The sequence below is a fragment of the Allobosea sp. BE125 genome, assembly GCF_031456075.1.
GTDB lineage: Bacteria > Pseudomonadota > Alphaproteobacteria > Rhizobiales > Beijerinckiaceae > Allobosea.
On the sequence record NZ_JAVDTY010000015.1, the window covers coordinates 144772 to 170089 of the forward strand.

The 25318-nt window shown below is 66.5% G+C and carries 21 protein-coding genes and 1 tRNA gene; 19 read left to right on the forward strand and 3 right to left on the reverse strand.

The features are described 5' to 3' along the window. Window positions 1-104 precede the first annotated feature (104 nt). The 11 genes from J2Y55_RS27075 to J2Y55_RS27125 all read left to right on the forward strand — a co-directional run bounded on the left by J2Y55_RS27075 (window position 105) and on the right by J2Y55_RS27125 (window position 13514). Window positions 105-2837: an ABC transporter transmembrane domain-containing protein gene (locus J2Y55_RS27075; RefSeq protein ID WP_310159616.1), complete on the forward strand. Its 2733-nt coding sequence runs from the start codon at window positions 105-107 to the stop codon at window positions 2835-2837. Next, on the forward strand, window positions 2834-3283 hold the full coding sequence (locus J2Y55_RS27080; protein ID WP_092171696.1) for a cyclic nucleotide-binding domain-containing protein: 450 nt from the start codon (window positions 2834-2836) through the stop codon (window positions 3281-3283). The genes J2Y55_RS27075 and J2Y55_RS27080 overlap by 4 nt, the downstream gene beginning before the upstream one ends. 73 nt (window positions 3284-3356) lie before the next feature. Continuing rightward, window positions 3357-5231, forward strand: coding sequence for an adenylate/guanylate cyclase domain-containing protein (locus J2Y55_RS27085; RefSeq protein ID WP_310159618.1), 1875 nt, complete (start codon window positions 3357-3359; stop codon window positions 5229-5231). A gap of 78 nt (window positions 5232-5309) precedes the next feature. Beyond that, window positions 5310-5969, forward strand: a complete 660-nt coding sequence (locus tag J2Y55_RS27090; RefSeq protein WP_310159620.1) for a class I SAM-dependent methyltransferase — start codon at window positions 5310-5312, stop codon at window positions 5967-5969. Then, window positions 5966-7222, forward strand: coding sequence for a glycosyltransferase (locus tag J2Y55_RS27095; RefSeq protein WP_310159621.1), 1257 nt, complete (start codon window positions 5966-5968; stop codon window positions 7220-7222). The genes J2Y55_RS27090 and J2Y55_RS27095 overlap by 4 nt, the downstream gene beginning before the upstream one ends. Next, complete coding sequence (locus J2Y55_RS27100) at window positions 7222-8421, forward strand: glycosyltransferase family protein (protein ID WP_310159623.1); 1200 nt, start codon at window positions 7222-7224, stop codon at window positions 8419-8421. The genes J2Y55_RS27095 and J2Y55_RS27100 overlap by 1 nt, the downstream gene beginning before the upstream one ends. A gap of 201 nt (window positions 8422-8622) precedes the next feature. Continuing rightward, complete coding sequence (gene cobS / locus J2Y55_RS27105; RefSeq protein ID WP_310159625.1) at window positions 8623-9606, forward strand: cobaltochelatase subunit CobS; 984 nt, start codon at window positions 8623-8625, stop codon at window positions 9604-9606. Window positions 9607-9621: 15 nt separating this feature from the next. Continuing rightward, window positions 9622-9978 carry a GFA family protein gene (locus J2Y55_RS27110; RefSeq protein WP_310159627.1) on the forward strand — a complete coding sequence of 119 codons (357 nt, stop codon included), beginning with the start codon at window positions 9622-9624 and terminating at the stop codon, window positions 9976-9978. Between the two features lie 8 nt (window positions 9979-9986). After that, on the forward strand, window positions 9987-10403 hold the full coding sequence (locus tag J2Y55_RS27115; protein WP_310159628.1) for a GNAT family N-acetyltransferase: 417 nt from the start codon (window positions 9987-9989) through the stop codon (window positions 10401-10403). Beyond that, on the forward strand, window positions 10400-12298 hold the full coding sequence (cobT, locus tag J2Y55_RS27120) for a cobaltochelatase subunit CobT (protein WP_310159629.1): 1899 nt from the start codon (window positions 10400-10402) through the stop codon (window positions 12296-12298). Before J2Y55_RS27115 ends, cobT begins: the two co-directional genes overlap by 4 nt. Before the next feature lie 211 nt (window positions 12299-12509). Beyond that, a complete protein-coding gene (locus J2Y55_RS27125) occupies window positions 12510-13514 on the forward strand; it encodes an esterase-like activity of phytase family protein (protein WP_310159630.1) in 1005 nt (334 codons plus the stop codon). A gap of 159 nt (window positions 13515-13673) precedes the next feature. Here J2Y55_RS27125 and rpmB read toward each other — a convergent pair whose 3' ends face one another. Then, window positions 13674-13961 (reverse strand): 50S ribosomal protein L28, encoded by a 288-nt coding sequence (gene rpmB, locus J2Y55_RS27130; RefSeq protein WP_103718345.1) that lies wholly within the window; start codon window positions 13959-13961, stop codon window positions 13674-13676. 276 nt (window positions 13962-14237) lie between these two features. Between rpmB and J2Y55_RS27135 the strand changes: the two genes are divergently transcribed. From J2Y55_RS27135 to J2Y55_RS27160, 6 genes are all read left to right on the forward strand, one after another. Further along, window positions 14238-15062 (forward strand): DUF3108 domain-containing protein, encoded by an 825-nt coding sequence (locus J2Y55_RS27135; RefSeq protein WP_310159631.1) that lies wholly within the window; start codon window positions 14238-14240, stop codon window positions 15060-15062. 125 nt (window positions 15063-15187) lie between these two features. Next, window positions 15188-16075 (forward strand): alpha/beta fold hydrolase, encoded by an 888-nt coding sequence (locus J2Y55_RS27140; protein ID WP_310159632.1) that lies wholly within the window; start codon window positions 15188-15190, stop codon window positions 16073-16075. 627 nt (window positions 16076-16702) lie between these two features. After that, window positions 16703-20002, forward strand: a complete 3300-nt coding sequence (locus J2Y55_RS27145; RefSeq protein ID WP_310159633.1) for a helicase-related protein — start codon at window positions 16703-16705, stop codon at window positions 20000-20002. Between the two features lie 46 nt (window positions 20003-20048). Next, window positions 20049-20360: an RNA-binding S4 domain-containing protein gene (locus J2Y55_RS27150; RefSeq protein ID WP_310159634.1), complete on the forward strand. Its 312-nt coding sequence runs from the start codon at window positions 20049-20051 to the stop codon at window positions 20358-20360. A gap of 177 nt (window positions 20361-20537) precedes the next feature. Beyond that, the gene (gene fdxA / locus J2Y55_RS27155) at window positions 20538-20876 is read left to right on the forward strand and encodes a ferredoxin FdxA (protein WP_069688712.1); all 339 of its coding nucleotides are present in this window, start codon (window positions 20538-20540) and stop codon (window positions 20874-20876) included. Window positions 20877-21266: 390 nt separating this feature from the next. Next, window positions 21267-21866: a CarD family transcriptional regulator gene (locus J2Y55_RS27160; protein WP_310159636.1), complete on the forward strand. Its 600-nt coding sequence runs from the start codon at window positions 21267-21269 to the stop codon at window positions 21864-21866. A 459-nt stretch (window positions 21867-22325) separates the two neighbouring features. Here J2Y55_RS27160 and J2Y55_RS27165 read toward each other — a convergent pair whose 3' ends face one another. Then, window positions 22326-23822: a M48 family metalloprotease gene (locus J2Y55_RS27165; protein WP_310159637.1), complete on the reverse strand. Its 1497-nt coding sequence runs from the start codon at window positions 23820-23822 to the stop codon at window positions 22326-22328. A gap of 4 nt (window positions 23823-23826) precedes the next feature. After that, window positions 23827-24609, reverse strand: coding sequence for a hypothetical protein (locus J2Y55_RS27170; RefSeq protein WP_310159639.1), 783 nt, complete (start codon window positions 24607-24609; stop codon window positions 23827-23829). A gap of 28 nt (window positions 24610-24637) precedes the next feature. Here J2Y55_RS27170 and J2Y55_RS27175 point away from each other — a divergent pair. Together J2Y55_RS27175 and J2Y55_RS27180 are read left to right on the forward strand one after the other, a co-directional pair. Beyond that, a tRNA-Arg gene (locus tag J2Y55_RS27175) sits at window positions 24638-24714 on the forward strand. 103 nt (window positions 24715-24817) lie between these two features. Beyond that, window positions 24818-25195, forward strand: coding sequence for a hypothetical protein (locus tag J2Y55_RS27180; protein ID WP_310159642.1), 378 nt, complete (start codon window positions 24818-24820; stop codon window positions 25193-25195). Window positions 25196-25318: the final 123 nt, after the last annotated feature.

Sequence of the window (25318 nt, forward strand, 5' to 3'; positions counted from 1 at the left end):
GCGCCGCCCGCATGGCGCGGCCACATTGCACTGGGACAGAGGCTGACCACATATGGGGGGCAGAAGATGAGAAGACGGGCGCCGCCCGCCGGACAGGATCGCCGTTGGAGACCAACCTCTTCCGTTATGTCTGGCAGAAGAGTCGCGGCGATCAGATTATCGTCCTGCTCATCATCCTCGTCTCGATCACTTTCTATTGGGCGTCGTTCGATGTGCCCAAGCGCATCGTCAACGATGCGATCCAGGGCGGCGCTTTCAAGAACGGCAAGACCACCGCGACGCTGCTGGACTTCACGCTGCACATGCCGGGCTGGCTCGGTGGCGCCAGCTACAAATTGTTCGAGGGCTTCCAGGTCGGCCAGCTCGGATTGCTGTTCGGGCTGAGCGGATATTTCCTGGCGCTGGTGCTGATCAACGGCGCGTTCAAATACGTCATCAACCTGCGCAAGGGCATTCTCGGCGAGCGCATGCTCAGGCGCATGCGCTACGACCTGTTCAGCCAGCTCATGCGCTTCCGGCCCGAGGAGATCCGCGCGGTCAAGCCCGCCGAGGTCGCCAGCATGATCAAGGACGAGGTCGAGCCGATCGGCGGCTTCGTCGGCGAGGCCTTCATCCAGCCCGTCTTCCTGCTGAGCCAGGCACTGACGGCGCTGGTCTTCATCATGGCGCAGAGCATGTGGCTCGGCTCGATCGCGCTGGTGATCGTGCTGATGCAGGCGATCATCATCCCGATCCTGCGCAAGGAGCAGCTCAGGCTCGGCCGCCAGCGCCAGATCGAGTCGCGCCAGCTCGCCGGGCGCATCGGCGAGATCGTCGACGCCGGGCCGACGATCCAGGGCCATGGCGCGACGAATTATGTGCAGTCGGACATCGCCGGCCGGCTGGGAAAGCTCTTCGACATCCGCTACGCGCTCTACAAGCGCAAATTCGCGGTCAAGTTCCTGAACAACCTCCTGGCCCAGATCACGCCGTTCTTCTTCTATGCGGTGGGCGGCTTCTTCGCGCTGCAGGGCAGGCTCGATATCGGCCAGCTCGTGGCTGTCATCGCCGCCTATCGCGACCTGCCGCCCCCGATCAAGGAGCTGATCGACTGGGACCAGCAGCGCAACGACGTCACGATCAAATACGAACAGGTCATCGCCCAGTTCAACACCGACGAGGCGGTCGTGCTGGACGAGGTCGACGGGGTGAAACCCCTGCCTGAGACGGGACAGATCCGGCTCGAGGCCGTGCAGATGCTCGATAATCGCGGCCAACCCTTGCTGTCACCCTTGACGCTGCGCCTGCAGCGGCCGGGCACAGTCGCGGTCATCGGCCCCCATGGCGGGGCGCGCGAGGTCCTGGGCCGCATCCTCGGGCGTCAGGCCATGGCCTATTCCGGACGTGTCATGATCGATGCGAACAATCTCGCCCGGATGTCGGTCGAGCGCGCGAGCCACATGATCGGCTATGCCGGCAACGAGGCCGAGATCATCGCCGGCACGCTGCGCGACAACATCCTGCTGCCGCTGAAGCGACGCCGGCCGAGCATGAAGCCGACCGGCAAGGTCAGCCAGGAGGATCACCGGGTCTTCATGGAGTCGATCCGCTCCGGCAACACGCCGTTTTCCTTCGCCGCTGACTGGACCGACTATGAGGGCGCGGGAGTGAGCGACGCCGCCTCGCTGGAGGAGCACATCAAGGATGTGCTCGAGGTGCTGGGCTGCGCCGAGGACGTTTACGAGCTTGGCCTCGACGGCAAGGTGCTGGCCTCTCTGAACGAGAACGCCAAGGAGCGGATCGTCCAGGCGCGGGGTGCCGTTGCGGAAGAACTCGGCCGCAGCAAGCTCACCGGGCTGATCGAGACCTTCGACCCGCAGCGCTACAACGCCAATGCGACGGTCGCCGAGAACCTGATCTTCGGTGCGCGACGGACGCAGCGCTTCGCCAACGAGACGCTGCTGTTCGAGCCTTATGCCCATGCCATCCTGGCGGCGGAGGCGCTGGTCGCGCCGCTGATCGAGGTCGGCTCGCGTATCGTGGCGACGGTGGTCGAAATCTTCGAAGGCCTGCCGCAGGGCCACGCCCTGTTCGAGCGCTATTCCTTCGGCGCGGGTTTCGGCATGGAGCGACTGACCGAACTCTCTGCGACCTTGAGCAAGCAGGACATGCGCGCGCCGCTCGATTCCGAGACGGAGCGCGATCTGCTGGCGCTCGCGCTCGGCTACATCGAGCCGAAACACCGGCTGAATCTGCTCGACGACCGGCTGCGGCGGCGGATTATGCGGGCGCGGGCGAGCTTCAAGGCTCATCTGCCGGCGGATGCCGTCCATGACGTCGACTTCTACGATCCCGGCAAGGTGATGCTGGGCGCGAGCCTGCGCGACAATCTGATGTTCGGCCGCATCGGCTACGGCATCGCCGATGCGCGCAAGAAGGTCGCGGGAATCGTGCGGGCCGCATTGGCGCGGGCGGGCCTCGACGGCGATCTCTACCGGATCGGCCTCAACACCGATTGCGGCATTCGCGGGCGCTTCCTGCCCGCGCGTCTCAAGCTTGCGGTGCCTCTGGCGCAGGCCCTGATCAAGGCGCCGCAGATCGCAGTGCTCGATGTCGCGGCGCTGCTCGCGACCAGCCCGGAACCTGAGGCGCTGATCGCCCGGCTGCGCGAACATTGCGCCGGCATGACACTGTTCCTTCTTCTTGGGGATGCTAGTCTTTCAGCGGGGATCTCGCCGCGGGTCGTGTTCAGCGGACCGTCTGGCGTGATTGAGGACGATGACCGGGACGGCGAGGACGAAGTCGCGGCAGAGCTGCCGCTGCGTCAGGATGCCGAACGGCTGGAGGCGCGACCATGACGCTCGAAACCGACATCACATGCCTGCGCAGGCTGCCGCTGTTTCGTTCGCTTCCCGGGCCCCGGCTGAAGCTCGTGGCGCTGATGGGCGAGCGGCTGCATTTCGATGCGGGCGCGCGGATCATTGCCGAAGGAGAGATGCCGGAAGGCGTCTATGTCGTTCTCGAAGGCGAGGTCGAGATCTCGCATGAGCGTAGCGACGGACGCAGCAAGCGCTTCCTGCTGGCCTCGGGCAGCATCATCGGCGACGTGCCCATCCTCTGCGGCCAGTCCTATGTCGGCGAGGTTACCGCCAAGAGCGATGTCAGCACGCTGCGGTTGCCGAAAGACCTGTTTTTCGAACTGCTGGAGACGATTCCCGATTTCAGCATAGCCCTGTCGCGTGATCTTGCTGCGCGGCTGTATCGCCTGGCCGATTTCGTGCTGCACAACGAGAAAGTCCATTGATGAGGCGGGTAGCGGCATGAGTTTGCCTTCGACGGCAGGTACCAACAGGCAAGGCGCGGGTTTCGGAGCGGGCATGGACCAGGTCTCGTCCTGGAGCCGTGACATCCGCTTCGCATCGGGCATGGTGCTGCTCGCTTTCGCGGCGACGCATTTCCTCAACCATGCTTCCGGCATCGCAGGGCTCGAGGTGATGGAGGCCATGCAGAACTGGCGCTATGGGTTCTGGCATTCCTGGCCGGGTACGGTTGCACTTTACGCCTCGCTGATCGTGCATCCGCTGTTTGCGCTGCTGCGGGTGGCGCAGCGCCGCACCTTCAAGATGCCGGCGCGCGAAATGCTGCAGATCGGCCTGGGCGTCATGATCCCGTTCTTCCTCGTCGATCATATCGTCGGGACGCGGGTGATGGGCACGTTCTTCAATCTCGACGAGAGCTATCACGCGGTGCTGCGCCGGCTCTGGCCGAACCTGGCGTTTTCGCAAAGCATCCTGCTGCTGCTGGTCTGGACGCATGGCATCATCGGCCTGCATTTCTCGCTGCGCTCGCGCGAGAGCTATCAGCATTGGCGCGACCCGTTCATGCTGGCCGCGATCCTGCTGCCGATCCTGGCGCTGATCGGTTTTGCCGTTGCCGCGCGTGAAGCTGGGCACATGCAGCTGCCGCCCGAGACCTATTCGGACTCGGCGATCACCATGTTCAACCAGAACGTGATCTGGGCGAAAACGGCGTTCTACGGCCTCGTCGGCTGCTTCGTCGGCTTCGTCGCGATCCGCGAGATCAGGGTTCGCACCACCCGCCACATCACCGTGCGCTTCGTCGGCCATGGTGTGCGCAAGCTCACGCCGGGGCTGACCGTGCTGGAGATGTTCCGGCGCTTCGGCATTCCGCATGCGGCGCTCTGCGGCGGCAGGGCCCGCTGCGCGACCTGTCGCGTGCTGGTGCTTGACGGTGCCGACAAGCTGCCGCCGCCCGGACCCAACGAGGCCAGGCTGCTGCGCCGGATCTCGGCGCCGGACCGCGTCCGCCTCGCCTGCCAGATCAGGCCGCGCGACGATCTGCAGGTCCAGATCCTTCTGGCCTCGCGGCTGGGCGCCGCCACGCGCGCGACCGAGCCCGAGGCGTCGGCCGGCAAGCGCGGGCTGACCGTGATGGTTGCCGATCTGCGCGCTTTCTCGGCCCTGTCCGAACGGCAATTGCCGCAGGAGCTGATCGGCCTGCTCAACCGTTTCTTTGACGAGATGGCGCAGGCCATCGCCGCTCATGGCGGGCGTATCGATGCCTTCTACGGCGATGGCTTCATGGCGGTGTTCGGGCTGGAGGGCGCGCCGGCACGCGCTGCCCAGGCCGCGATCAGCGCGGCCGGAGACATCGTGCGCGCCGTCGAGGCGCTGAACCGTGAATACGGGGCGGCATTGCCCTTGCCGCTGCGGATCGGCATTGGCATCCACACCGGCCAGGCGATCGTCGGCTCCGTCGAGAGCGAGAGCCTCGGCCGGCGCGAGATCACGGTCGGCGAGACGGTGATGATCGCAAGCCAGCTCGAATCGGCGACGCGGCGCGTGCTGTCCGATCTCGTCGTGTCGGAAGAGACGATCCGCGTTACTGGCCGCGGCTATCGCGGCACGACGCCGTTGAAGATTTCGATCAAGGGCCGCGAGAAGCCGCTGACCGCCTATGGCTTCGCCAGCGTTCCGGAACTGGCCGAACGCGACGGCGATGATCAGGAGCCCGCTCCCGCCATCGAGACGGATTCGACAGGATTGCAGGAGCCGGCCGCTGCTCCGGAGGAGCGGGCCATCGAGGTCGCCATCGAGCAAGAGCCCTTGTCCGGGGCGGGCACAGTGCAGGAGGAAGCCGCGCCCGCGCCGCAGCCTCCCCCGAAGCGAGGCCGCAGCTCCAAGGCCGACAAGTCGACCGCGCCGAAAAACACCAAGAAGTCACCGGTCTGAGCCCGCGGCGGCGGCTGGCCTTTGCGCCCGGGCTTGCCTATGGTCCCGCCGATTTTGTCCCGCTTTGACAGAGACGGCATGACCCAGGAGCCCTCGGAGGCCTTTCACGACATCCTGCGCGGTGTCGCGGCGCTGACGCGCAATCCCGTCGCCGCCGACATCGCGCGGCTTTACGGCAAGGGCGCCCCAGTCGATCTCTCGATCGCCGTCAATCACAAGCAGATCGCCTCGAAGCAATGGCTGGTCGAGATGCTGGCCGAGACCTTGTCGCGTCCCGACGGTCCCGTCTGGGTGCTTGGCGCCTGGTATGGCGTGCTCGGCGCGCTGCTGCTGGAAGAGCCGCGGTTGGTGATCAGCGAGGTCGTGAGCCTCGATATCGATCCGGGCTGCGCCGCTGTCGCCGAGACGCTGAACCATCGCCATGTCGCGGCCAAGCGTTTTCGCGCAGTCACCGCCGACATGACAGGCCTCGATTTCGCGGCGCAGGAGCGGCGGCCCGGCCTCGTCATCAATACCAGCTGCGAGCATCTCGACGATGTTCCGGCCTGGCTTGCAACGTTGCCGGCAGGCCTGCCCCTGCTGCTGCAATCGAACGATTATTTTCGCGAGCCCGATCACCGCAGCTGCGTCGCCTCGCTCGAGGCGTTCCAGGAGCAGGCGAACCTGTCCGAGACCTGGTTCGCCGGCGCGCTGCCGACGAAGAACTATACGCGCTTCATGCTGATCGGCGCGCGATGAGCACCGTGCCCGAGCCGCTCGTCGCGATCGCGATGAAGGGCTATCCACGCCTGTCGGAGACTTTCATCGCCCAGGAGTTGCTCGGGCTGCAGCAGCGCGGCCTGCCCTTCGCGATCTGGTCGCTGCGTCATCCCACCGACGCCGATCGCCATCTGATGCACAAGCAGATCACCGCGCCGGTGACTTATCTGCCGGAATATCTGCATGACGATCCCCGCCGCGTTCTGCGCGGCGCCCTGAGCGCGCTGAGACGGCTGGGGGCGTTCAGGCTCGCCGCCGTCTTCCTGCGCGACCTGGTTCGCGATCCGACGCGCAACCGCCTGCGCCGGCTCGGCCAGGCCTGCGTGATGGCGCATGAATTGCCGGCGGGCATCCGCCATCTGCATGTGCATTACCTGCACACGCCGGCCTCTGTGATCCGCTATGCGGCGCTGCTGCGCCGGTTGAGCTGGTCGTTTTCGGCCCATGCCAAGGATATCTGGACGACGCCGGATTGGGAGAAGCGCGAGAAACTCGCTGCCGCCGCCTGGGGCGTGACCTGCACGCGCGATGGCCATGCCGAGCTCGCGCGGCTCGGCGACCGGGCCGACAAGGTCGCGCTGGTCTATCATGGGCTCGACCTCGCCCGCTTTCCGCCGCCGCCGTCGCGCATGGGGCGCGATGGCAGCGATCCGGCCGATCCGGTGCGCTTCATCACGATTGGCCGTGCGGTCGAGAAGAAGGGCTTCGACGATCTCCTGTCGGCGCTGGCGCGTTTGCCGGCCACGCTGCATTGGCGTTTGACCCATATCGGCGGCGGCGAGAAGTTGAAGGGGCTGAAAATACTGGCCGAGGTGCTCGGGCTGTCGGAGCGCGTCATCTGGGTTGGGCCGCAGGCGCAGGCTGCGGTCGTCACCGCCTTGCGCGAGGCCGATCTCTTCGTGCTGCCTTCAAAGCAGGCCGATAACGGCGACCGCGACGGCTTGCCCAATGTCGTGATGGAAGCGGCGAGCCAGGCGCTGCCGATCGTCGCGACGGATTTCGCCGGCATTCCCGAATTCGTCAGCGATGGTGTCGAGGGTCTGCTGGTTGCGCCCGGCGACGTCGCCGCGCTGGCACAGGCCATGGCTGAGCTTGCGACGGCGCCGGAACGGCGTGCGGCGCTGGGCGCTGCGGCGCATGCAAGGCTGACACGGGATTTTTCGGCTGCAGCCGGGCTCGACCGCATTCATCAGAAGCTCGTGAGTGCGGTTCGATCAGGCGGGCGCGATTGATGCCGCGTATCCTGATCGCCGTGACGCATCTCCTGGGCAGCGGCCATCTCGTGCGGGCGCGGCATCTGGCGCGGGCGCTGGCCGGGGCTGGACATGAGGTGACGCTGGCGAGCGGCGGCATGCCTCTGGCTGCGCGGCAGGACGAGCCCTTCGCTTTCGTGCAGCTTCCTCCGGTCAAGGTCGAGGGCGTCGATTTCCGTAATCTGCTCGACGAGACCGGGCAGCCGATCGATTCAGACCGTCGCACGACGCGGCAGGCGATGCTGAGCGGTCTTGCGATGTCGCTGCGACCCGATGTCGTCGTCACCGAGCATTTTCCGTTCGGGCGGCGGCAACTCGTCGGCGAGTTCATGGGGCTGATTGCCGCGGCGAAGGCGGCGAATCCGCAGGTTCTGGTGTTGTCCTCGATCCGTGACGTGCTGGTCGCCCCGCGCACTGAGCGGATCGCGGAGGCCGAGCAGCGCATCGCCAGCCATTTCGATGGCGTGCTGGTGCATGGCGATGCCGCCTTCCTGCCGCTGGAGGCATCCTGGCCGGTGTCGCCGGACTTGGCCGGGCGGCTGCATTACACGGGCTATCTGGCTGAGCCGTCATTGCGAGCGCAGCGAAGCAATCCAGGAGGCGTAGAGCAAGACGCTGGATTGCTTCGCTGCGCTTGCAATGACGAGGAGGCTGAAATCATCGTCTCCGGCGGCGGCTCGGCGGCTGCGCTGCCGCTGTTTGAGCTCTGCCTGGCTGCCGCCGGCTTGCTTGGTCCGGCACGAGGCTGGCGCATTCTCGTCGGGCGCGGCGTATCCGAGGCAGCGTTCGCCGGTCTGCGGGATTCAGCGCCCGCTCATGTGACCGTGGAATGGGCGCGGCCGGATTTTCCGGCGCTGCTCGCGGGCTGTGCGCTGTCGATCAGCCAGGCTGGCTACAATACGGTGCTTGATCTCGTGGCGGCCGGCCGGCCGGCGATCGTCGTGCCGTTCGACGCCGGCAACGAGACCGAGCAGGCGATACGAGCGCAGGCGATGGAACGGGCGGGGCTGGCGCGTTGCCTGCGCCTGGATGGTGAAACTCAGCTCACGCCTTTTTTCATGGCGCAGGCCGTCGAATCCGCATTGCGAAATGCTCCCGTGCCGGGCGTGACGATCGACCGCAGCGGCGGGGAAGCGGTTTGCGGCATCGTGGCGCGGCTTCTCGATAAGCGGCGCTAGCCCGTTTCTTCGTATGGGCGACCCTGCTGGCACGTCTGTTGCGAATCCGACATGTCTGCCGGGAATTCCCGCCCTGGCGGTTTGCGAATTGCCGCTGCCGGTCTTTCGCTTTAGTTAGACAGCGTACGCCTCCCTTTTTCGGTCGGCTCTTGGGACAACCGGTCCTCTCCCGGACCTGTCCCATGCCCGGAGACAAGCCAGATGACGACGACGACCGCCCAAGGCCTTCCCGACATGAAGTTGTCGGTGCGTCAGACCTTCGGGATTGATTCAGACCTCGAAGTGCCGGCCTATTCCAAGGCGGAGGCGCATGTTCCCGATTTCGATCCGGATTACCGCTTCGACCGCGATACCACGATCGCGATCCTGGCCGGTTTTGCGCATAACCGCCGTGTGATGATCTCGGGCTATCACGGCACCGGCAAATCGACCCATATCGAGCAGGTCGCGGCTCGCCTGAACTGGCCCTGCGTGCGCGTCAACCTCGACAGCCACGTCTCCCGGCTCGATCTCGTCGGCAAGGACGCGATCGTGCTGAAGGAAGGCAAGCAGATCACCGAGTTCCAGGACGGCATCCTGCCCTGGGCCTTGCAGAACAACATCGCGCTGGTCTTCGACGAGTATGACGCCGGCCGCCCCGATGTGATGTTCGTGATCCAGCGCGTGCTCGAGCAGTCCGGCAAGCTGACGCTGCTCGACCAGAAGCGCGTCATCCGCCCGCATCCTTGCTTCCGCCTCTTCGCCACCGCCAATACGGTCGGCCTGGGCGACACGTCGGGCCTCTATCACGGCACGCAGCAGATCAACCAAGGCCAGATGGACCGCTGGTCGATCGTGACCACGCTGAACTACCTGCCCCATGACAACGAAGTCGCGATCGTGCTCGCCAAGTCGAAGCACTATCAGGCCACGCCAGAGGGCAAGGACATCGTCAACAAGATGGTCCGCGTCGCCGATCTCACCCGCAACGCCTTCATGAACGGCGATCTCTCGACCGTGATGAGCCCGCGTACCGTGATCACCTGGGCCGAGAATGCCGCGATCTTCGGCGATGTCGGCTTCGCCTTCCGGGTGACGTTCCTGAACAAATGCGACGAGATGGAGCGCACGCTGGTGGCCGAGTTCTTCCAGCGCTCCTTCGGCAAGGAACTGCCGGAGAGCGCGGTGAACGTGGTCCTCAGCTGACAGGAGCGGCTAGTTATGGCGAGCGCGCGCTACGAGGGAAGTTGCCATTGCGGCCGCGTCGCCTATGAGGTCGAAGTCGATCTCGACAAGACGATCACCTGCAACTGCTCCTATTGCCAGCGCCGCGGCTCGGTGCTGGCCTTCAGTCCGGCGCAGAGCTTCACCCTGCTGAAGGGTGAGGATGCGCTGACCGAGTACCGCTTCAACACGCAGAAGATCCAGCATCTGTTCTGCGAGAGTTGCGGCATCGAATCCTTCGCGCGCGCCGGTTTGCCGGATGGCACGCCGATGGTCGCGATCAATGCGCGCTGCCTGAGCGGCGTCGAGCCGGCCGAGTTGCAGTCGGCACCGTATGACGGGCGTTCGCGCTAGGAGTGAAGATGGTCGCGATCGTCGTCGAACCGGACCAGGACGAGACGCACGCTGCGGTTCTGCGCGGCCTGGCCGCTTTTAACGAGGCGAAGATCGGTCCGCGTAATACGAAACCGCTCGCGATCAGCTTGCGCGACGAGAGCGGGGCGATCGTCGGTGGCCTCGTCGGCGAGCTGAAATGGGAATGGCTCCATGTCGACCTGCTCTGGATCGACGGCGAGCATCGCGGCGCCGGCTTTGGTGAGGCGCTGGTGGCGCAAGCCGAACAGACTGCGCGCAATAACGGCGCGCGCGGTGTCTATCTGAGCACGATGAGTCTGCAGGCGCCGGATTTCTATCCGCGGCTGGGCTATCGCGAATGCGGCCGGATGGAGGATTATCCCGTAGCCGGTCATCGCATTCATCACTTCACGAAGGCGCTATGAGCATCTCCAATCGCAAGCCCGGCCAGACCAAGGAAGCGCCAGCGGAGCCGCTGAAGCGCGCGATTTCGGGCGCGATGAAGGCGATCGCGCGCAAGCCCGAGATGGAGATCGTCTTCGCGGCCGATAAGCCCTCGCTCGTCGGCGAGCGCGCCCGCCTGCCCGAGCCGCCGCGCAAGCTCACCGCCCAGGATGTCGCGATCCTGCGCGGCCATGCCGATTCGATGGCGCTCAGGCTGGCCTGCCATGACGCGACCGTGCATCGCCGCGCCGCGCCCGAGGGCGATGCGGCGCGCGCCGTGTTCGACGCGGTCGAGCAGTCGCGCGTCGAATGCGTCGGTTCGCGCCGGATGAGCGGCATGGCCGGCAACATCACCGCCATGCTGGAGGACCGCTACCATCGCGGCGGGCGCTATGAGGAGATCACCGACCGCGCCGATGCGCCGCTGGAGGATGCGCTCGCCTTGATGGTGCGCGAGCGCCTGACGGGGCTGAGGCCGCCCAAGGCTGCCGAGAAGCTGGTCGATCTCTGGCGCGAACAGATCGAGGCCAAGGCCGGGGCCGATCTCGACCGTCTGGCGAAATCCGTCGAGGATCAGCGCGCCTTCGCCCGGACCGTGCGCGACATGCTGGCCTCGCTCGACATGGCCGAGCAGACCAGCCAGGGCCAGGACGACGAGCAGGACGAGGACAACCAGGACCAGTCCTCCGACGAACAGCAGCAGCAGGACGGCGAGGCCGAGCAGGAGAGCCAGGGCGAGCGTTCCGAGGTCGAGGTCAGCGACGACGCGACCGAGGAATTGCAGGAGGGCGCCTCCGAGGCGACCGACGCGCCGGCCGGCGACTGGGAGGACGAGGACGAGAATTCCGAGTCCGAGGAAGCCGGCGAAGCGCCGCGTCCGCGCGAGGGCAAGCCGAACGACCGCCCGGTGACGGACTACAAGGCCTATACGCAGAAATTCGACGAGGTCGTCACGGCCGAGGAGCTTTGCGACGCCGAAGAGCTGACGCGGCTGCGCGCCTATCTCGACAAGCAGCTCGCCCATCTCCAGGGCGTGGTGGCGCGGCTTGCCAACCGCTTGCAGCGCCGGCTGATGGCGCAGCAGAACCGCTCCTGGCAGTTCGACCTGGAGGAGGGGGCGCTCGACCCCGCCCGCCTGCCGCGCATCATCATCGATCCCTATCAGCCGCTCTCCTTCCGGCAGGAATCGGACGTGAATTTCCGCGATACGGTGGTGACGCTGCTGATCGACAATTCCGGCTCGATGCGCGGTCGGCCGATCACGGTCGCGGCGACCTGCGCCGATATCCTGGCGCGCACGCTGGAGCGCTGCGGCGTCAAGGTCGAGCTTTTGGGCTTCACCACGCGGGCCTGGAAGGGCGGGCTTTCGCGCGAGGCCTGGCTGCAATCGGGCAAGCCGGCGGCTCCCGGCCGTCTCAATGACCTGCGCCACATCATCTACAAGGCGGCGGACGCGCCCTGGCGCCGGGCGCGCAAGAATCTCGGGCTGATGATGCGCGAGGGCCTGCTCAAGGAGAATATCGACGGCGAGGCGCTGGACTGGGCGCATAAGCGCCTGCTGGCGCGTCCGGAGCAGCGCAAGATCCTGATGGTGATCTCGGACGGCGCGCCGGTCGACGACTCCACGCTTTCGGTCAATGCCGGCAATTATCTCGAGCGGCATCTGCGCCATGTCATCGCCGAGGTCGAGACGCGCTCGCCGGTCGAGCTGATCGCCATCGGCATCGGCCATGACGTCACGCGCTATTACCGCCGCGCCGTCACCATCGTCGATGCCGAGGAGCTTGGCGGCGTCATGACCGAGAAGCTGGCGGAGCTCTTCGAGGAGGACGCCGGACTCGCGACCAAGTCGCGCGGGTCGCGGCGGCTGCAGTGACGATCACCTGCAACGTCCGGGAGGCAGGCGCGGGGAACCCTCTCCCGGAGGGAGAGGGCAGGGTGAGGGGTCGGCCGTTTGACGCTTGGGCCGTGGCCTCACCGCTGCGGCACTGTGACGTTGGCACTACACTGGTCCAGGGGCCTACACCTCACCCCTGCCCCTCTCCTTACAGGAGAGGGGTTCCCCGCGCCGTCATCGCCTTGCTCTGATGCGTCTGACTCGTCGCCAAGCACTAGCGGGCATATCCTCGCTCGGCCTCGTTCCGCCCGCTCTCGCCCAATCCTCCGAACAGACCCGCAGTCCGATCGCGATCTCGGTGCGCCCGATCAAGGCGTTCGAGCCGCGCAGCCCCGAGAAGGCACGCTTCGGCCAGTTGAACTTCCGCGGCGGGCTCGTCCTGACGGCAAGCCATCCCCGCTTCGGCGGTTTTTCCGGACTGTGGCGCTCGCCGGACGGGGCCGAGCTGGTCTCGATCACCGATAACGGCTTCTGGCTGACGGCGAAGCCGCGCTCGCATGACGGCCGTATCGTCGCGCTCGACGGGGCGGAGCTTGCACCCATCCTGGGGGCGTCCGGCAAGCCGCTGCACCGCTCGCGCTATTACGACACGGAGAGCCTGACGATCGCGGACGGTGTCGCTTATATCGGCGTCGAGCGGACGCATGACGTGCTGCGCTTCGACTGGGCGAAAGACGGCGTCGCGGCGCGCGCCCGCATCGTGCCGGTGCCGCGCGAGGTCAAGCGCCTGCCGAGCAATCGCGGGCTGGAGGCGATCGGCGTCGCGCCAGCCGGCCATCCGCTTGCGGGCGCGCTCGTCGCCATCGCCGAGCGCTCGGGCGGCGAGACCGAGTCGACGCTCGGCATCATCCTCGGCGGCCGGCAGCCGGGCCTGTTCCAGCTCGCGCGCCATGACGGCTTCGACATCACCGATCTCGCCTTCCTGCCTGGTGGCGACATGCTGGTGCTGGAGCGCTGGTATCGGCCGCTGCGCGGCGTCGGCATGCGCATCCGCCGGATCGCGGGGGCAGGCATCAAGCCTGGAGCGATGCTCGACGGAGCCTATCTGATCGAGGCCGATCTCGGCCAGGAGATCGATAATATGGAGGGTTTGTCCGTCCATCTGGAGCAGGGCAAGACCATCCTGACCCTGATCTCGGACGATAATTTCTCGTTCCTGCAGCGGACGATCCTGCTGGAATTCGAGCTGGTTTGAGGGGCGCTACCGTCATTGCGAGCGGAGCGAAGCAATCCAGCATCGCAGAGCGCAACGGCCCCTGGATTGCTTCGCTCCGCTCGCAATGACGATGGGGCTCAGCCCAAACGAAAAAAGCGGCCTTCCGGCCGCTTCATTCAAGCCGAAAAGCAAGCCCGCTCAGGCGGTGGCGAGCTTCTTCTCGATGTCGCGCTTCAGGGTCAGGGCGCCAGCCGAAAGGTCGGCGGCCGGAGCCTTGACCAGGAAGGCGTCGAGGCCGCCGCGATGGTCGACCGTGCGCAGGGCATTGGCCGAGACGCGCAGGCGAACCGAACGGCCCAGTGCATCAGACTGCAGCGTGACCTGCACGAGGTTGGGACGGAAAACCGTCTTGGTCTTGCGGTTCGAGTGGCTGACGAGGTGCCCGGTCAGGGTACCTTTCCCGGTCAGTTCGCAACGGCGGGCCATATCATCGTTCCTTGCTGCAACCGGTTCGCTCAAACAAAAATGCCGACACGCGACGTGCCGGACATGAGCACCGGAAGTCAAATTGAAGTCGCGGTTCCATAGCCAAGGCGGGCGGCGGCGTCAAGGAGAACTCGCCGATATCGGCACGTCGTGGCCAACAGCGACGCTAGCGAGAAGCCGGACTGGCGCGCGGCTCGCCAAATGCCGCGAAACAGGTCACGATTCAGACCGATTCGCAGTGCATTGCAAATCATATCCAAAGCTTGGAGGAAACGGATGAAACCCGCCATCGCGCCGTCCCTGGCCGGGTTGTCCTTTGTCGCGATGCTGGCGGCGGCCAGCCTGCCGGCGCAGGCCGCCTCGCTCGACGCGAAATACCAGGTCTCGCTGCTGGGATTGACGCTCGGCACGGCCAATCTCAGCGGTGGCGTCGATTCCGGCGGCTACAAGCTCGACATCGTGGCGAAGCTGACGGGATTGGTCGGCGGTTTCACCGGCGGACGCGGCTCGGGCGCGGCGACCGGCACGATGAGTGCCGGCAAGCCGATGCCGGCGACCTTCGCGATCAGCTCCGCCAGCTCCAGCGAGAGCCGAACCGTGCGCATGGCGCTCGGCGGCGGCAATGTCCAGGCGATCGAGATCGTTCCGCCGATCGACTTCAAGCCGGACCGCGTAGCCCTGGTGGACAGCCACAAGCGCAATATCCTGGATCCGCTCAGTGCCTTCCTGATGCCTGTCGACGGCAAGGGCGGCAGCGCGAGCGCCTGCAACCGCACGCTGCCGATCTTCGACGGTGCGGCCCGCTATGACATCAAGATGAGCTATGCCGGCTCCCGGGAGGTCAAGCTGGAGGGTTATGGCGGCCCGGTCGCGATCTGCCAGGTGCGCTATGTGCCGATCGCCGGCCACAGGGCGCTGCGGCCCAGCACCAAGTTCATGGCCGAGAACAAAGACATCAGCGTCTGGCTCGCGCCGGTGGCGGGGACGGGTGTGATGGTCCCGGTGCGCATTTCGGTGAAGACGATGATCGGCACCGCCGTGGTCGAAGCCTCGAGCTTCAAGGTCGATCCGGGCGTGACGGCGAGCACCGCCGGAAATTGAGGCGAACGCGCCCCTGCCGCGCCTGTGGAGAACCGACGCTGCAGGGGCGTCATGCTCCGCGGCCGATTGCGGCGGCGACGGAGCCGGCATTACCCTGAGGTTACTGCCTGCGCCAGAAAGACGCCATGACCAGCGACTTCACCGCCCCGCCGGGCCTGCGCCATCGCCAGCTCGCCGTTCGCGACACCATGCTGCATGTCGCCGAGATCGGCGATGGCCCGCCTGTCCTGCTGCTGCATGGCTGGCCGGAGTTCTGGGCGACCTGGTTGCCGCTGATCAATCGCCTGCATGGCGAGTTCCGGTTGATCGCGCCCGATCTGCGCGGTTTCGGCGACAGCGCCAAGACGGTGGGGCCGCGCAGCGATGTCGGCGCCAATTGCCATGCCGACGACATGGCCGCGCTGCTGCATGCGCTGGATCTCGATTCCGTCGGCGTCGTCGGCCATGATGTGGGGGCCTATGCGGCGCAGGCGCTGGCACGCCGGCATCCGCAAGCCGTCGAGCGCTTGCTGTTCTTCAACTGCCCGACGGCCAGCGTCGGTGGGCGTTGGGTCCATGACGGGCATGTCAACGAGGTCTGGTACCAGGCGTTCCAGCAGCTTGGCCTGGCCGAGGCTCTGGTGGGTTCGAGCCGCGAGGCCTGCTCGCTCTATCTCGGGCATTTCCTGACGCATTGGTGCCACCGCAAGGATGCCTTCGAGCCGGCCTTCGATCTCTGGGTCGACAATTTCATGAAGCCCGGCAATCTGCGCGGCGGGTTCGACTGGTATCGCAGCCAGAACGCGTTGCGGCTGGCGGCGATCGATGGCCACGCCCCGCCATCCGTGCGGATCCACCAGCCGACGCGGGTGCATTGGGGCCGGCACGACCCGATCCTGAAATCGGAATGGGCGGCTTTCGTGCCGGAGCATTTCGACGAGGCCAAGGTCACCTTCTGCGAGAGCGCCGGGCATTTCGTGCATGTCGAGGCGCCCGACGAGGCGGCGCAGGTGTTCGTCGACGTCTTCGGCTGATCGCGACACGCCGAATGCGCCGGCGATCTTGACCACCGTTGCGGCACGCCCTCTCGTTTTGGCGCGGGAAAGCCCTAAATAGGCGAAGGCGCGATGCAGCCCAGGGCCGCATCAGGCGCGCGAGAGGATGGACGATGCCGGTGCTTCGATTCCAGATAGGGTGGTCGCGTTTACCAGAGCCGCGATATCTTGCCGGGAACGAAACCGGATTCAGGCCGAGTCAGCGATTCGGGCTTGCTTCGTTCAGGACTCGTTCTATCCCGAGAGGCTGTTATGAACCATGGGGTCGATTTGACGCTGGCGATTTTGCGCGAATGCCAGGAGTTCGAGGACGCAAACCTTCCGGTTTGCTACGAAGGACGACGCCGCAGTCGCGCAAAAGCGCCGCGCCCTGCGGGTGAGGTGAAAACGGCGGAGCTGCAGCGTCGCATCGCTTGCCGATACCGATGGTATCGTCTGTGCAATGCTCCTCCCATCTCCGGCGTTTTGACCTCATCACATCGGCCCCATGGTTCATAACAGCCTCTAGATGCCTCGTCGTCGCCCTTAGTCCGTCTGGCGCAGTCGCGTGCCGGGCGGCGAGGGCGGCCGGTCACGATCGGTCGCGTTTTGCTTTCAGCTCGTCCCTTGCCTCGCTCCGTCCGTGCAAACGGCGTCACCGCGGTTCTCGGCCCCACCAATACCGGCAAGACGCATCTCGCGATCGAGCGGATGGTGGCGCATCCGACAGGCATGATCGGCTTGCCGCTGCGGCTGCTGGCGCGCGAGGTCTACAGCCGCGTGGTCGAGAAGGTCGGCGCTGAGGCTGTCGCGCTCGTCACCGGCGAGGAGAAGATCAAGCCGGAGCGGCCGCGCTTCTGGGTCTGCACGGTTGAAGCGATGCCGCGCGATCTCGCGGTCGATTTCGTCGCGATCGACGAGATCCAGCTCGCCGCCGATCTCGATCGCGGCCATGTCTTCACCGACCGGCTCCTGAACCGGCGCGGCCGGGCCGAGACCATGCTGATCGGGGCCGGCACGATGAAGCCGCTGATCGAGCAGCTCATCCCCGGCGTTAACGTCGTCACGCGCCCGCGCCTGTCGCAATTGCTGTTCGCGGGCGACCGCAAGATCACAAGGCTGCCGCCGCGCTCGGCTATCGTCGCCTTCTCGGTCGAGGAGGTCTACGCCATCGCCGAGCTGATCCGCCGGCAGAAGGGCGGGGCGGCCGTGGTGCTGGGCGCGTTGTCGCCGCGCACCCGCAATGCGCAGGTCGAGATCTACCAGTCGGGCGATGTCGATTATCTCGTCGCGACCGACGCGATCGGCATGGGCCTCAATCTCGATGTCGACCATATCGCCTTCGCCGCGGACAAGAAGTTCGACGGCCATCATTTCCGCAAGCTCAACCCGGCGGAATTCGGCCAGATCGCCGGCCGGGCGGGGCGGCATCTGCGCGACGGCACCTTCGGCACGAGCGGACGTTGCCCGCCCTTCGAGGCCGATCTCGTCGAGGCGATCGAGAACCATCGCTTCGAACCGGTCCGGCAGTTGCAGTGGCGCAACACCGATCTCGATCAGCGTTCGATCGAGAGCTTGCTCGACAGCCTCAATATCCAGCCTTCGGAGCCGGGGCTGACGCGGGCGCTGATCGCGGAGGACATGACGACGCTGGAAATTCTGGCGAAAGACCCGGACGTCAAGGCGCTGGCGCAGGGGCGTCCTGCGGTCGAGCGGCTCTGGGAGGTCTGCGGGCTGCCCGACTACCGCAAGATCGCGCCGATGCAGCACGCGGACCTCGCGACCACGCTTTATCTGCGCCTGATGCGCCATGGCCGGCTCGATATGGACTGGTATCACGCCCAGCTTTCGGCGCTCGATCGCACGGATGGCGAGATCGATACGCTGTCGGCCCGCATCGCGCAGGTGCGGACCTGGACCTTCGTCGCCAACCGTCCCGACTGGTTGCCTGATCCTGAGCATTGGCAGGGGGTGGCGCGTCTTGTAGAGGACAAGCTGTCGGACGCTTTGCACGAGAGGCTTGCCAGCCGTTTTGTGGATCGGCGCACGAGTGTGCTGATGCGTCGTTTGCGGGAGAATACCATGTTGGAGGCTGAGGTCACCACGGCGGGCGATGTGCTCGTCGAGGGCCAGCACGTCGGAATGCTGCAGGGGTTTCGCTTCACGGCGGACCCGAAGGCCGGCGGGCCGGAGGCGAAAGCCCTGAATATGGCTGCGATGAAGGCGCTCGCCAGCGAGATCGAAGCGCGCGCCGCGCGTGTCGTTCTGGCCGGCGACGATGCTTTCGTGTTGTCGCATGACGGTTTGCTGCGCTGGGTCGGCGAGCCGGTGGCGCGCCTGGTCGCGGGCGAGAAGGCGATCGAGCCGCGCCTGCGCCTGCTGGTCGAAGAACATCTGACGGGGCCGGCGCGCGAGCAGGTCGAGACGCGCCTGACGCTCTGGCTGAAGAATCACGTCACCCGCCTGCTCGGCGCGCTGCTGCTGCTGGAGGATGCGACGACGCTGACCGGCATCGCGCGCGGCATCGCTTATCAGGTCGCCGAATCGCTCGGCGTGCTCGAGCGCACCAAGGTCGGCGAGGAGATGAAGGCGCTCGACCAGGAGGGCCGTGCCGCCCTGCGCCAGCTCGGCATTCGTTTCGGTGCGTTCCATCTTTATGTACCGGCGCTGCTGAAGCCGGCACCCCGCGCGCTCGCGGCCCAGCTCTGGGCCCTGAAGCATGGTTCGCCGGAGATGAGCGGGCTCGACGACATCGCGCATCTGGCGGCTTCGGGCCGGACCTCGTTTGCGGTCGACAAGGCGGTTCCCAAGGGGCTCTATCGCGCCGCCGGCTATCGCGTCTGCGGCGAGCGCGCCGTGCGCGTCGATATCCTGGAGCGCCTGGCCGATCTGATCCGGCCGGCGATCGCCTATCGCCCGGGCCTCACCCAAGGCACGCCGCCGACCGGCGCCGCCGATCAGGACGGTTTCGTCGCCACTGGCGCGATGACCTCGCTCGTCGGCTGCGCCGGCGAGGATTTCGCCTCGATCCTGCGCTCGCTCGGCTATGTCTCGGTCAAGCGTCCCGGCCCGGCGATCACCGTGCCGCTGGCTGCGCCCCCGGCGCCGAAGCCGGAGCCGGTCAAGGTCGATGAGGCTGTTGTCGCCCCTGAGGCTGCCGAGCAACCAGCGGAGGGCGTGGTCTCCGACGAGCCCGCTTCTGTCGCTGAACACGAAGCGCCGGCATCCGAGGTGACGGAGGCGGTTGCGCCGGTCCTGGCGGAAGCCGAGGCGACGCCGGCTCCCGAGCCGGAGCCAGAGCCTGTGGCCGTTCCCGCCGATCTGATGTCGGCCTTGCCGGCTGTCGCCGAGGAGCCTGCTGAGCAAGCGCCGGCGGACGCTGCTGCCGAGGCTACCGAAGTGGCTGCGACCGCAGCGCCTGCGCCAGCGGCCGAGCCGGAATTGATCGAGGTCTGGCGGCCGCATCGCCATCAGGGCGGGCGCAGGCCCGAGCAGGCTGGCCGTGGCGCCCCGCGCGACGGCGCCCCCGGCGAACGCCAGCCCGGCAGTCGTCGCGGCGACAGGCCCAACCGCGGCGGGCGGCCCGATGACAGGCGGCGCGAGGGTGGGCAGGATCGCCCGGCCGTGGCAGCGGCTGCCGGTGCGGAGGCTGCACCTGCCGCGCCGCGCCCGGAGCGGGGACCACGGCGCGACGATGCGCCGCGCCAGGGGCAGCCGCCGCGCGGCGGGCGTCCCGAGCAGGGTCGCGGCCCGCGGCCCGAGTTCAAGCGCGATCAGCGGCCGGGCGGGCCGCGCCGCGAGGATCGCGGTGGCGAGCGTTTCCAGCAGCCGCAGCGCCCGAGACCGGCCGAGCGCGAGCCGGATCCGGATTCGCCCTTTGCCAAGCTTGCAGCACTCAAGGCCCAGCTCGAGGGGCGCAAGACCTGAGCAGGCCAATACTCTGAGCTCACGACGCTGAACGGAAAGGCGGCCCTTGCGGCAGGATCGGCAACGCCTCGACAAATGGCTCTGGTTCGCGCGTTTCGCCAGGACGCGCCCGGTCGCGGTGCGCCTGGTCGAGGATGGGCATGTCAGGGTCGAGGGGCGCAGGATCGAGAACGCCGCGCATGGGCTCAAGCTTGGCGACGTGCTGACCCTGGCGCTGCCGCATGCCACGCTCGTCGTGCGGGTGCTGGATCTGGGCATGCGGCGCGGTCCCTATGAGGAGGCGCGGCTGCTCTACGAGCCGTTGAATGGCGCGGCGCGCGACGATCCGTCGCTTGCCGAGGGCAAGTCGGACGGCTAAGCTGAATATTCGTTTGTGTGCATATGAATGGCGCTGGGCCGGTATTGGGAATTTCCATCTCCGCACGGCGCTCCGGGAAGAAGATCCTGCTGCCGAATGGGCTGAAAACGGCCTTGAAACCCGCGCCCTTCGGCGCTTTATGAGGCGGCCGCGCGCGGACGAAGAAGGACGGACGACATGACCTATGTGGTCACCGAGAACTGCATCAAGTGCAAGTACATGGATTGCGTCGAGGTCTGTCCGGTCGACTGCTTCTATGAGGGCGAGAACATGCTCGTCATTCATCCCGACGAGTGCATCGATTGCGGCGTCTGCGAGCCGGAATGCCCGGCCGAGGCGATCAAGCCCGACACCGAGCCGGGCCTCGAAAGCTGGCTGCAGCTGAACTCGAAATATGCCTCGTCCTGGCCCAATATCACCCAGAAGAAGGACGCGCCGCCGGATGCGAAAGCCTTCGACGGTGTCGCCGGCAAGCTCGACGAGCATTTCTCGCCGGAACCCGGCGAGGGCGACTGAATCTGCCCTTACGTGAACAGGGCTGAGCGTTGACTTGCTTGGCTGCATTGCGCGCCGAGCCGAGGCGAAAACGCGTTTACCTTTGATTCGGCGTGTTTTTTGTGCTATGCATATCAGCATAGTCGAATTCGTTCCGCATGCCCCTGCGAGGTTTCACGAACGGGGCGCTCCCTTCGATACGAACGATCCCAGCTCCCGGTGCGTTGCCGGAGCGAAGTCGTCCGTTGTCTTCGGGTGCGTATGAAACGGTCGGCTGAGGGACGCGTGAAGCATTTGGACCGATCCTGATGATCGGTCCGTTCGCATCAGGCAAAGCGCCTCCGGTCATCCCGTCCGGAGGCGGACAACGTCAAGCCCGCGTCAAGCGGTCCGGTCAGGAGTCGTAACGGCATGTCCATGGTGAAGAAAGCTGTTGTGCGCCTAGGTTTCAAGACGGGCGAGTTCGTCGTCTACCCGTCTCATGGCGTCGGCCAGATCACGGCGATCGAGGAGCAGGAAGTCGCGGGCTTCAAGCTCGAGCTCTTCGTCGTCAGCTTCGCCAAGGACAAGATGACCCTGCGCGTTCCCACCGCCAAGGCCGCCAGCGTCGGCCTGCGCAAGCTCGCCGATGCGGAGAGCGTCACCAAGGCCCTGACCACGCTGACCGGCCGCGCGCGCATCAAGCGCACCATGTGGTCGCGCCGGGCGCAGGAATACGAGGCCAAGATCAATTCGGGCGATCTCGTCGCGATTGCCGAGGTCGTGCGCGATCTCTATCGCTCCGAGGCGCAGCCCGAGCAGTCCTACTCCGAGCGTCAGCTCTATGAGGCGGCCGTCGATCGCATGACCCGCGAAATCGCCGTCGTCGACGACATCACCGAGACCGAGGCCCTGAAGAAGATCGAGGCCCAGCTCGCGAAATCGCCGCGCCGCGCCGCCAAGGGCGAGGCGGCCGAGGCTGAAGCCGAGATCGAAGGCGACAATGACGACATCCAGGAAGAAGCCGCCTGAGGCTGCTTCCCTTGTGAGTTACGAGAAACCCGGCGGGCGACCGCCGGGTTTTTTCGTTTCGGCGATTGATGGCTGAGGGCGAGCCGTCATTCCGGGGCGATCCGAAGGATCGAGCCTGGAACCCAGAACCGATGCCGCTGCTCGGGAAGGCACGGGTTGTCGGCTCGCTTCACGAGGATACATAGCGGTTCTGGGTTCCGGGCTCAGGCCTTCGGCCTGCCCCGGAATGACGGCAGAGAATAACGCCATCGCTCATCGCTAAGACCTCGTTTGGAAACTCCGCGAGCCCTCATCCTGAGGAGCCATTTCCTCGGAAATGGCGTCTCGAAGGATGCTCCAGGAGGCTCCCGAACCATCGGGAGCATCCTTCGAGACGCCGCTCTGCGGCTCCTCAGGATGAGGGCTGGAGGTTCAAAACGGGCTCCAAAGGCCGTCAGTATAAGAGCGTCGCGGCCTGCTCTATTCCGCGACGATCTTGTAGCGCTGCCCGGGCGTCAGCGGGCCGCTGCGATCCAGCCCGTTCAGGACCAGGAAGAGCTCCTGCGCGCGGTCCAGGTTGGGCATGCGCTCGGCCATGGTGGCCGCGGTGTCGCCGGCCGAGGCGGTGACGATGCGGATCTGCATCGGCCTGGCGGCTTGTGCTTCCGAGGCGGTCAGGGCGCTGAAGCTTTCGATCACGGCACGCATCGGCCGCTCCGGGTCGTTTGCGCCCTTTGCCGCCAGGATGAAGCGATAGACCCGCCCGCCGGCCTGGATCGCGGCGAGCCGGAACATCCAATCGGTACCCCTGCCGGTGGTGATGACCGCGGGCTGGCCTGCGACGTCGAGATGCTCGACCGCGCCGGTCTCGACGCCGTCGATCCAGCCGGAGGTGACATAGGCCTCCAGCGTCTGGCCCGGTTTCAGGGTGACGGAATCGAAGCGCAGCGCCTGGTTGCCGTTGGCGCTGACGCCGATCACCATGTCGCGCGCCGATTCCAGGCTGAAGCCGTCCGGGGCGGTGAAGGCGATGCGCAGCGCGCTGTTGAGATAGCGCTTGCCGCGCACCACGCCGTCGCGCGGGTCGTCGCCATAGGCGATGCCGTCGATCGCGGCGAGCCAGCGGGCGGCGTCGCGCTCGCCGATGCCCGGTGCGCCGATCTGGCGGGCGCCGGCGGTGACGGCGGCCACGCGCTCGGGCGTCGAGGGGTGGCTGGAGAGAATGTCGAGCCGCTTGTCCTCGGCGCTCTGGCCCTGGCCGGCATTGCGGAAGGCGGTGTTGCGGCCGAGCGCTTGGAGGAAGCGGCCGGCGCCATAGGGGTCGTAGCCGGCGCGCGAGATGTTGCGCACGCTGATCTGGTCGGCGGTCAGCTCCTGCTGGCGCGAGAAGCGCGCGAGCGAGAGCTTCGAGCCCGCCTGCACCGCAGCGCCCGCGGCGGGATCCTTCAGCACCTGCGAGACGACCTGGCTGACCAGAGCGGATTCAAGCTCCTTCTCGGCGCGCTCGACCGCGTGTTGCGCCGTGACATGGGCGATCTCATGGGCGAGCACAGAGGCGATCTCGGCGGTGTCGTTGGCGAGCGCCAGCAGGCCGCGCGTCACATAGAGCCGGCCATTGGGCAGGGCGAAGGCGTTCACCACCGGCGAATTCAGGATGGTGATCTCATAGGCCCCGATCTGGCCCTCGCTCGCCTTGGCCAGCCGCTGGACCACCTCGTCGAGCGCGGCGCGGGCGTTGGGGGCGCGGTATTCTCCGCCGAAGGCCGTCAGCAACCGCTGATGCTCGCTGTCCGAGGCGCGCTGGATCGCATTGACGCGCGGCGCCAGCTCGCCGCCGGTGGTCTGCTGCGGCAGCAGGGCGCTCTGGTCGTTGGTGCAAGCCACGAGAAAGGCCGCCACGAGCAGCGCTGCCGGCAAGGCCAGCGCGATGAGCCGCTTGGGAAGAGCGCGGTATGCGTGTCGCCAGAACGCCAGCATGCTGTCAGTCGATCAGCTCCAGGGCGGCGGCCGAAGACGCCTCGAGCAGGGTGCCATCCTGTCCAGATAGCACACCGCGTGCCCGCACGCGTTTACCGGTCAGACCGCTCGCGGTCCAGCCGGAAGCCTGGAGTTCGCGCCATTGCGTTCGCGACAGCATGATCGCGCCGGCCTCGGCGCGTCGCCTTGAAAAATTCAGATAGGTGCGTTGCGCCCGCTCGCCCACGGAAGCCACCCGTCCCTCTACCACCACGAAGCGCCCCGCTTGCGCCTTCAAGGCGGCAATATCGTGACCATCGATGGCATCCCCAGCCAGATCGGGCTGCGCTTGCGCCGGGCTGCGCGCAGATGAGGCGCGCGCTGTGGGTGTTGCGCCACAATCGGGAAAGGCCGCTTCCGGCAATCGTTGCGCGGCACCATTGCGCAACAGGGCAGCGGCGAGGTTTGTCGGTTCTGAATTGGGGGCCTCGGCAGGCGCAAACAGCCGCGCCGGCAAGCGGCCCCAGCGGTCGCTCCCGGCCAGGATGACGAGCTTCAGCTCGCGGTCGCGCCATTGTCCGATTTCGCTGGCGAAGCGCGCCGCTTCCGCCGCGTTCTGGCGTGGCGCGATGCCGACAAGCCGCAAACTGCGGCCATCCGCCAGCACGGGGTCGCCCGCCGCATCGACGCCCGCCAGCCGCACGACCGGCGCGTCCGCCGGCAGCTGCGTGCAGGGCGCGGCAGCTCTGGCCGCGGTGAAAGGCGCTGCCACAACGACAAAAACGACGAGAAGAGGCTTCACCGGCATGGCGATTATGCTACACGGTTTTGCGTGCGTCCCGGTAGCTCAGCAGGATAGAGCAACGGTTTCCTAAACCGTAGGTCAGGGGTTCGAATCCCTTCCGGGACGCCATTTTCCCCAGCTTCGGTCATGTCGAGCCTGCCTCGGCGAGCATGACCCTTGACGACTCAGGCCTTGCTGCGGCATGCCCCGCCGCTCGAATGCGGAGGCGGTTATGCGGCTGTGGGTTGTTGCGGGCTTGATGGCTTTGGCCGGCGCGGCAAGCGCTCAGGATGGGGCACGCGTCGTCACTCTCGCGACGATCAAGGGTCACAGGGCCGCCGGAGAGTTCATCCGGGTCGAGAACGTCACGATCGTGCGGTTCTCGACGTCCAAGGGCGGCGTGGCGAGCGACGCCACGGGCAGCGTGCGCTTCGATGACATCGGCATGCCGCCACGAACGATCAGCCATCTCGAGCGCTATTGCAGCGGCGCCCATACGGGCCAGGATCGTGGCGAATGCCGCGGCGCGCTGGAGTTCACGATCAATCCGCGCGACGGCGATCACGGCAGCTTCACGATCAGCGACGTCGATTTCATCCCACAGGGCTGAGCGGCTGCATCCGGCTCTCATCAAAGAGCTAGATGTGAGCTCTCAATAGGTTGTCCATCCGGTCCCGAGCGAGGAAGCTGAGTTTGCGAAGCTTCAGAGCCCTCGGGGAGGAACCGGATGAAC